Source organism: Nocardioides sp. YIM 152315, assembly GCF_029210375.1.
Lineage (GTDB): Bacteria > Actinomycetota > Actinomycetes > Propionibacteriales > Nocardioidaceae > Nocardioides.
On sequence record NZ_JARGER010000023.1, the window covers coordinates 148,685 to 156,961 of the forward strand.

At 70.4% G+C, this 8,277-nt stretch carries 8 protein-coding genes; 2 read left to right on the top strand and 6 right to left on the bottom strand.

Going from position 1 to position 8,277, the window contains the following annotated elements:
- The first annotated feature begins 21 nt into the window (after window positions 1–21).
- Window positions 22–960, top strand: a complete 939-nt coding sequence (locus PZ894_RS07775) for a glycosyltransferase family 2 protein (protein WP_275743925.1) — start codon at window positions 22–24, stop codon at window positions 958–960.
- On the opposite strand, the gene PZ894_RS07780 is transcribed toward PZ894_RS07775, so the two are convergent.
- From PZ894_RS07780 to PZ894_RS07805, 6 genes are read right to left on the bottom strand one after another with little or no spacing between them, the layout of a single operon-like run.
- Entirely contained in the window at window positions 872–2,107 is a 1,236-nt protein-coding gene (locus PZ894_RS07780; protein ID WP_275743926.1) for a class I SAM-dependent methyltransferase, read from the bottom strand. The two genes, PZ894_RS07775 and PZ894_RS07780, sit on opposite strands and share 89 nt — an antisense overlap.
- Window positions 2,088–2,726, bottom strand: a complete 639-nt coding sequence (locus PZ894_RS07785) for a PIG-L deacetylase family protein (RefSeq protein ID WP_275743927.1) — start codon at window positions 2,724–2,726, stop codon at window positions 2,088–2,090. The genes PZ894_RS07780 and PZ894_RS07785 overlap by 20 nt, the downstream gene beginning before the upstream one ends.
- A 1-nt stretch (window position 2,727) precedes the next feature.
- A complete protein-coding gene (locus PZ894_RS07790; protein ID WP_275743928.1) occupies window positions 2,728–3,546 on the bottom strand; it encodes a glucose-1-phosphate cytidylyltransferase in 819 nt (272 codons plus the stop codon).
- Entirely contained in the window at window positions 3,543–4,775 is a 1,233-nt protein-coding gene (locus PZ894_RS07795; protein WP_275743929.1) for a class I SAM-dependent methyltransferase, read from the bottom strand. The genes PZ894_RS07790 and PZ894_RS07795 overlap by 4 nt, the downstream gene beginning before the upstream one ends.
- Complete coding sequence (locus tag PZ894_RS07800; RefSeq protein WP_275743930.1) at window positions 4,772–5,821, bottom strand: SDR family oxidoreductase; 1,050 nt, start codon at window positions 5,819–5,821, stop codon at window positions 4,772–4,774. The genes PZ894_RS07795 and PZ894_RS07800 overlap by 4 nt, the downstream gene beginning before the upstream one ends.
- Window positions 5,818–6,819, bottom strand: coding sequence for a hypothetical protein (locus PZ894_RS07805; RefSeq protein WP_275743931.1), 1,002 nt, complete (start codon window positions 6,817–6,819; stop codon window positions 5,818–5,820). Before PZ894_RS07805 ends, PZ894_RS07800 begins: the two co-directional genes overlap by 4 nt.
- 311 nt (window positions 6,820–7,130) lie before the next feature.
- Between PZ894_RS07805 and PZ894_RS07810 the strand changes: the two genes are divergently transcribed.
- On the top strand, window positions 7,131–8,210 hold the full coding sequence (locus PZ894_RS07810) for an LCP family protein (protein ID WP_275743932.1): 1,080 nt from the start codon (window positions 7,131–7,133) through the stop codon (window positions 8,208–8,210).
- Window positions 8,211–8,277: the final 67 nt, after the last annotated feature.

Sequence of the window (8,277 nt, forward strand, 5' to 3'; positions counted from 1 at the left end):
CGTCAGGACGAGGAGAGTCGGATGACGCGCGTGTCGGTCGGGCTGCCGGTCTACAACGGAGAGCGCTACCTCGAGCAGGCGCTCGACGACCTGCTGGCGCAGACGCACGCCGACCTGGAGATCGTGATCAGCGACAACGGGTCGACGGACCGGACCCAGGCGATCTGCGAGCGGTACGCCGCGCTGGACTCCCGCATCGTCTACCTGCGCCACGAGGTCAACCGCGGCGCCTCCTGGAACCACAGTGAGGTCGTGCGGCGCGCGTCCGGTCCCTACTTCCGCTGGTACTCCTACGACGACCGCCTCGATCCCCGCTGCATCGAGGCGTGCGCGGCAGTGCTGGACTCCGACCGGTCCGTCGTGCTGGCGTGGCCGCTCACGACGGTCATCGACGCGGACGGCGCGGTCACGTCCCAGTACCGCGCCGACCTCCCCTTCCGAAACGGCTCGCCGTCGGCCCGCCTGCGCAGCCTGCTCGGAGCGCGCACCGACGAGACGCTCCTGCACATGTGCTACCCGGTCTACGGGGTGATCCGGCACGATGTCTTCCTCAGCACCCACCTGCTCGGCACGATGCCCGGCGCCGACACCGTCCTGCTGTGCGAGCTCGCGCTCCGCGGGGACTGGGCCCTCGTCGAGCAGCGGCTCTTCTACAACCGGCGGCACGCCGACTCCTCGGCGATCGACAAGACCCCGGAGCAGATCTCCGCGTGGTTCGACCCGGACGGCGGTCGCGCCTTCCCCATGCCCCAGCACCAGCTGCTGGTCGCCTATCTCCGGGCGGTCCTGACTGCCCCGATCGGGGGCGTCGAGCGGGCGCGCTGCCTGCTGGTGGTCGCGAGGTGGCTCGGCGCCAACCGTCAGTGGCGCATCATCCTCGGTGAGTACCGGATCCGACTGCGTCAGCTCCGAGCCCGACGACCTGGGCGCCCGGCGACAGCGACTCGACAAGCGCACTGATCTCCGCGACGTACACGGGATTCATCACGACGACGAGGTCGCAGCCGGCGGCAGCGAGCTCGTCGGGTGCGACGATCCGGTGACCGGTGCCGGCGACGAACCTGCCGTGCAGGTGCGGGTTGATGTCGACCACGCGATCGACGACCTCGGCCAGGTCCCCCATGGCGACGAGGAACGCCGTGCCCTTCGACCCGGATCCCCAGATCACGACGCGGAGTCCGGCTCGACGAGCCTCCTCCAGCCTCTCCCGCCACGCCTGGAGCTCCTCGCCGACGCTGTCGCGGAAGCCCAGCGCGCTGGCTCGAAGGGTCTCGAGCCGGTCGGAGGAGAGCCGCGGCTCACGACGGGTGCCCGTCGGCGTCGCCTCGACCAGGAGGTACTGGCCCGCGTAGGCGAGGGTCAGGTCGCGGACCTCGAAGCCGCAGGACTCGAACATCTCGGTGACGGTCGCGGGGGTCAGGTAGGCGCAGTGCTCGTAGTAGACGTCCCAGAAGGCGCCCTCGTCGAGGATCCTGGTGGCGTCGGGCACCTCCACCAGCACCGGCACCTCGGGCCGCTCGGCCAGCGCCGTGCGTAGCTGGGTGAGCAGCGCGACCGGGTCGTCGACGTGCTCGAGGACGTGGCGCATCACGACGGCGTCGCAGGCAGGCAGGTCGGCGGCGACGTCGAATCGCCGTACCAGGGGCTCGACCCGCGGGTCGGCGCTGCCGAACCGCACGGGGTCGATGGTCGGGTCCATGGCCACCACCCGCGCCGCCCCGGCCGCCGACAGCATCCGGCTGAAGTCGCCGCGGCCGGCGCCGACCTCCACGATGACGCCATCGGCGAGCCCCCACCTCGAGACCCAGTGGTCGGCCAGCCCGGTGGCGTAGGACACGAACGTCCCGGAGAAGGCCTGGGAGTCCTCGTAGCGGTCGCTGTACGCCGTCCTGCGCTCGTCGAAGTCGCGGTTCGCGAGGTAGCCGCAGGAGTCGCACAGCGTGAGGTCGAGCGATCCGACGGGCACGGCGAGCGCGTCCTCGCGGCTGTCCATGAGCAGGCAGCTGTGCACCGGCAGCGAGCCGATGCGGTGCACCGACAACCCGCCGGGTGCGGCGCACAGCGGGCAGCGCGTGCCGGTCGACGGCTCAGGGACGGCGGAGGTCAAGGAGCACCTTCGGGGCCGTGAACGCTTCCGCGTAGGGGGCTCGGCACTCGATCCCGCGCAGGCGCATCAGGCCGAGGAACGTCTCGTCGTCCCACCAGTCGCGGTCCTTCTGCGACACGAAGCTGTCGTGGAGCAGCTCCACCTTGCGGTGTGCCTGCTCGGCGGTCAGCGGGACGTAGTGGGTGGCGCGGGAGAGGTCCCCGTCCCACTTCGGGATCTCGTAGTGCAGGACGAGCGAGTCCCGCCAGGTGGTCGAGACGAGCTCGGCGATCAGGCGGTGGTCCTGGTGGCTGTCGTCCGGACGCGGCGCCAGGACGACGTCGGGGCGTGGTCCCGTGGCGAGGTCCTCGAGGGTCTGCTTGACCTCGGCCCAGTGCGCGGGAAGGCGTCCGTCCGGCAGGGAGCTGAGGGCGAGATCGGTGACGCCGAACGCTCTCGCGGCGTTCCGCGCCTCCTCGGCCCGCAGCTCCGAGCCGGTCAGGACGGCCGAGCGCACCGTCGTGCGCTCACGCGCGCCCAGAGCGAGCAAGGTGCCCCCGCACCCGATCTCGATGTCGTCCGGGTGGGCTCCCAGGCACAGGACGTCGAGCCCGTCCGACGGCAGGTGCAACCCGATCACGTCACCACCACCGGTCGGAGACCGACGGCACCGGCTCCTCGTAGGAACGCCAGACCGCCCAGGGTGGGGCACCGCTGCGGTAGAGGTCGTCCAGCTCGGCCCGCTCCTTGAGCGTGTCCATCGGCTGCCAGAAGCCGTCGTACGGGATGGCGAGCATGCGCCCGTCGCGGGCCGCCTTCTCGCACCCGTCCGCCACCAGGTCCTCGCCCTCGTCGATGTAGTCGAAGATGTCCTGGCGGAGCACGAAGAAGCCGCCGTTGATCCGCAGCGCCAGCTCGGTCGCGGGCTGGAAGCCGCGGATCCGGTTGGACTGCTCGTCGACGTGCACGACGTGGAAGGAGCCCGGCGGCCGGATGGCGAGCAGCGACGCCGCGGCGTCAGACGCCTTGAACTCGTCGATGACGTCGTTCATCGGCGCGTCGGTGAGGACGTCCCCGTAGTGGGCGAGGAACATCTCGTCGTCGCCGAGGTAGCGACGCACCCGACGCAGCCGCTCGCCGATCTGGGTGTTGATACCGGTGTCGACGAACGTGATGCGCCAATCGCTGATGTCGCTGCTGATGAGATCGATCGTCCGCCCGCCGTCGGAGAGCACGAAGTCGTTGGAGGCGGTCTCCTGGTAGTGCAGGAAGTAGTCCTTGACGACCTGCGCGCCGTAGCCGAGGCACAGGATGAACTCGGTGTGCCCGAAGTGCGCGTAGTACCGCATGATGTGCCAGAGCACGGGACGGTCGCCGATCGTCATCATCGGCTTCGGTCGCGGGTCGTCGCCGACTCGCATCCGCAGGCCGAGACCGCCGCAGAAGAGCACGACCTTCATGGCAGCACCTCGAGCTTCGGGAGGGGGACGACCAGGCGGGCACCCCAGCTCTTCGTGTACTCGAGCTGTGCGGCGATCTCGTCGCGGAGGTTCCACGGCAGGATGAGGATGTAGTCGGGCTTCTCCTCGGCGAGCCTCTCCGGCGGATGGATCGGGATGTGCGTGCCCGGCAGGAACATGCCGTGCTTGAACGTGCTGCGGTCGACGGTGAACGACAGCAGGTCGGTGCGGATGCCGGCGTGGTTGAGCAGGGTGTTGCCCTTGCCCGGCGCGCCGTACCCGGCGACCTTGGCGCCCTCCCGCTGACGAGCGACGAGGAACTCGACGAGCTCGTTGCGGGCCTCGGCGACCACGGCGGCGAAGCCGGCGTGGCCCTCCAGCGAGTGGAGCCCCGCGGCCCGCTCCTCCTCAAGCACGGCCGCCACCCGCGCGCTGGGCGCCGGCGCGGTCTCCGTCGGCATCGACCAGGTCCGCAGCGAACCGCCGTGCGTGCTGAGCTGCTCGACGTCGACGACCGTGAGGCCGGCCTCCGCGAGCACGCGCTGCGTCGTCAGGAGGGAGAGGTAGGAGAAGTGCTCGTGGTAGATCGTGTCGTACAGGCGGTCCTCGATCAGCCGGTGCAGGTGCGGGATCTCGATGCTGACCGTGCCGCCGTCGGCCACCAGCGCCCGCAGGCCGCGGGAGAAGTCGACGATGTCGGGCACGTGGGCGAAGACGTTGTTGGCCACCACCAGGTCGGCACGCCCGTGCTCCTTGGCGATCATCGTGCCGGTCTCCTCGCCGAGGAACTCCACCGTGGTGGGGATCCCCTTCGCCCGCGCGACCTCGGCCACGTTGCCGGCCGGCTCGACGCCGTGGCAGCGGATGCCGCGGTCCTTCACGTGCTGCAGCAGGTAGCCGTCGTTGCTCGCGACCTCGACCACGAACGAGTCCGAGTCGAGCCCGAGCCGGTCGACGGCACCGTCGACGAAGCGACGCGCGTGCTCGACCCAGGAGTCGCTGAAGGACGAGAAGTAGGCGTAGTAGCTGAAGATGTCGGAGGCCGGGATGTACGTCGGCAGCTGCACCAGCAGGCAGCTCGGGCAGATCCGGACGTGCAGCGGGTAGAAGGTCTCGCCGGCGTCGAGCCGGTCGGCGTCGAGGTAGCTCTCGCAGGGCGGCGACATCCCCAGGTCGACGAAGGTGTGGGTGAGCTCGGCGTGGCACAGGCGGCACTCGGGTGCGTTCATGCCCGCACCCCCTCGGCGTGCAGCGGCTGGAGCATCCGGAGGTCGTTGCCCAACCGTCCCGCATCGGTCAGCTCCCGGATCCGCGCGAGCCGCACGAACCTGGGCCCCTCGAAGTCCTCGGCGGAGAGCGAGTTCACCGCCATGTCGCGGGCCAGCTCCTCGACCCCCAGCGGGACCGACCACTGCGGCTGGTACGCCGGGAGGACCCGGTGGATCTTGGTGAAGTCGACCCGGTAGTCGCGCTTGTCGGGACCCGCGTCCGCGGCGAACGTCACGGGAGCGTCCATCCGGGACGACACCTCGAGGGCGATCTCACGGATCTGCACCACGTCCTCGTCCCGCCCGACGTTGAAGGCCTCGTCGTGCACGAGCTCACGTGGCGCCTGGAGCGCCGCGAGGAAGGCCAGTGAGATGTCCTCCACGTGCACCAGCGGGCGCCACGGGCTGCCGTCGCTCTGCAGCTCGACCTTGCCGCGGGTGAAGGCCGTGCCGGTCAGGTTGTTGACCACGATGTCCGCCCGCAGTCGCGGCGAGGAGCCGTACGCCGTGGCGTTGCGGAGGTAGCACGGGCTGAAGTCGTCGTCGGCGAGGATCGAGAGGCCGCGTTCGGCAAGCACCTTGCTCTCGCCGTAGGGCGTCACCGGGTTGAACTGCGCATCCTCCGTGACCGGCGCGTCGCCCGCTGCTCCGTAGAGCGAGCACGAGGAGGAGAACAGGAACCGGGTGACGCCGGCCTCCTTCGCCATCCGACCCATGTGGACGGCGGCGTCCGCGTTGACGGAGTACGTCGCCGCGGGGTTGAGATGACCGATCGGGTCGTTGGAGATGGCGGCGAGGTGGACGACCGCGTCGAACCCGCGGAGGTCGTCGACCGTCGCGTCGCGGCAGTCGCCGGTGCGCTGCTCGTACCCCTCGGGGACCCGACCGAAGTCGCACCCGTCGTACCAGCCGGCGTCGAGGCCCACGACCTCGTGCCCCGCCCCGATCAGGTGGGGCACCATGACCGCCCCGATGTATCCGCGGTCCCCTGTCACCAGGATCTTCATGCCGTGACTCCATTGCTGTCGGCGTGCTCGGTCTTGTCGTCTGTGGCGCCGGCCGCGGCAGCCGCCACGGCGGGCGCAGCGCCCTCGGGACGCTTCACCCAGATCTCCCGGAAGAAGGCGTAGTCCTGGCGGGGGCAGAGCTTGTGGTAGTCGCCCACGCACACGGCCCCGTCGAGCACGAGGCTCGGTGTGCGCGTCTGGATCATCTCGCCGGTCTTCTCGTCGATGAGCCGGTCGACCCGACGCAGGACACGGAACCGACGTCCGCAGTAGCGGATCATCTCGCGGTCGAACCAGAGGTTCCGGTTGCGCTGGTTGGTGTCGAGCGTCGCCACGATCTCCGGCAGGCTCCGGACCTCGACGATCTCGCCCGGCTGGAGGTCGAGCGACTCCACCGGCGTGCGCTTGAGCGTGCCGCGGACGTCGGGCAGCTCGGCGCCGCCCTGGACGCGCGCCCACCCCGGCAGCCGCCGCCTCGAGAACCGCTGGTAGCGGTCGACGAACGCGATCCGCATCGCACGCAGGAACAACCGCGGTGAGACATTGCGGGTCTGCACGTCCCGCAGGTAGTGGCGCATGCCCGACATCGGGCGCGTGGCGTCCGGGAGGGCGGTGGCCTGGCACCGGTAGACGCCCGGCGCCACGGTCGTCCGCGCCTCGACACGGGCGGTCAGCTCGGCCAGCGCGGCGGCCTCGTCGGCGGCCGGCTGCTGAGGGGCCGCGTCGTCGCGGCTGAGCCACTCTTCCTTGAAGAAGAGCAGGCAGCCGGCCTGGCAGCCACCGTGGGCCGAGCCGTCGCACCGGACCTCGGTGAGGTGGACCGTGTCGTCCATCTCGCGGCTGCAACCGGTGATGTTGACGGTGTCGCACGTCTTGTCGGCGCGCGCCGAGACCGTGAACGAGCTGCCCAGCAGGGGCAGCATCTCCGGCATGAACGGGAGATGCTCCAGGTCACCCGACTCGTCCAGCGACGCCAGGATCTCGCTCGCCGATCGCACGCGTACTTCGTCCCCCCGACGCAGCTCGCGCCGCGCCGCTCCATCTGCGTTCGTCACGCCGACCATGCCCCCTCATCGCCCCCACTTCGCTTCGTCCTGCGAAGGGAGCCTGACCCAGCGGACAGGACGCCACCCGGCGGCGTGAGAGACCTTCGCCAATATTGATGAGCCCCTTGCTGCAGGCCTCGGAGGAGGACTCGAGGCGCGACCGACGACCCGACCGGCGAGCCGACGGCGTTCGGCACCCACGATTGGGGATATGCACCCGCTCCCGGGCGATCCCGCCGGCGAACGATGACTCGATGGGGTCCATGAGTCTTCTGCAGGACCTCGGCGGCGAGGTGGAGGAGGAAGCCCCGCCCCGTCGGCGTCGTCGACTGAGGCGGGCGCTGATCGGCGTGGTCGTCTGCCTGACCGTCCTGGCGATGGTGCCCGTCGGCGCGTTCCTCTACCTCGAGCACCGGCTGTCGGGCAACGTCGCCCGGATCCCGGGGGTGTTCGACGGCCTCACCGATCGGCCCGAGCGGCCGTCGGGACCTGCCGGTGACGCCGTCAACGTCCTCGTCATCGGCACGGATCGCCGTTCCGGCGTGCCGACGACGGGCAGCGACGCGAGGGCGTCGTCCTGGATCCCCGGCGCCCAACGCAGCGACGCGCTGATGATCCTGCACATCGACGCCGACCGGCGGGCCGCGTCCATCGTGTCGATCCCCCGCGACACCTGGGTCAACGTGCCCGGCTACGGCATGAACAAGATCAACGCGGCGTTCTCCTTCTCCGGCCCGTCCCTGGCGATCCAGACGGTCGAGTACCTCACCGACATCCGGATCGACCACCTGGCGGTGATCGACTGGGCCGGCTTCGAGGCGCTCATCGACACCGTCGGGGGCATCGACGTGACCGTGCCCGAGACCGTCGTCGACTCCGCGCGGGACGTCACGTGGACCGCCGGCGTCCACCACCTCGACGGCGCCGACGCACTCGACTACGTCGGGCAGCGGTACGGCCTGCCGAACGGCGACCTGGACCGGGTGGCCCGGCAGCAGGTGGTGCTGCGCACGCTCATGCAGGAGAGCCTGCACCAGGAGATGCGCAAGGACCCCCGCATGCTCTACGACTTCCTGGCCACCGTCACGCGGCACCTGTCGATCGACGACGAGTGGTCGACGCGCGACATGCTCAAGCTCGTCGTGTCGATGCGGAGCTTCCACACGAGCAGGCTCACCTACCTGACGATGCCCGTCGCGGGGTTCGGCACCGAGCGCGGCCAGAGCGTCGTGTACGCCGACCGCCGGGCCGCCCGGGGCCTGTGGGGCGCGGTCATCGCCGACGAGGTCGACGACTGGGCAGGCCGGCACCAGGCCCGCCTCACACCGTCCGTCGTCAGCTGACGGTGGTTGAGGAAGGCGCCCTGGCGCCTGTCTCGAAACCACCCGAGCCTCACGGTGGTTGAGGAAG

Coding starts and splice junctions, on each gene's coding strand:
- PZ894_RS07800 (WP_275743930.1), bottom strand. CDS start 5,821: ATGAAGATCCTGGTGACAGGGGACCGCGGATACATCGGGGCGGTCATG.
- PZ894_RS07790 (WP_275743928.1), bottom strand. CDS start 3,546: ATGAAGGTCGTGCTCTTCTGCGGCGGTCTCGGCCTGCGGATGCGAGTC.
- PZ894_RS07810 (WP_275743932.1), top strand. CDS start 7,131: ATGAGTCTTCTGCAGGACCTCGGCGGCGAGGTGGAGGAGGAAGCCCCG.
- PZ894_RS07775 (WP_275743925.1), top strand. CDS start 22: ATGACGCGCGTGTCGGTCGGGCTGCCGGTCTACAACGGAGAGCGCTAC.
- PZ894_RS07795 (WP_275743929.1), bottom strand. CDS start 4,775: ATGAACGCACCCGAGTGCCGCCTGTGCCACGCCGAGCTCACCCACACC.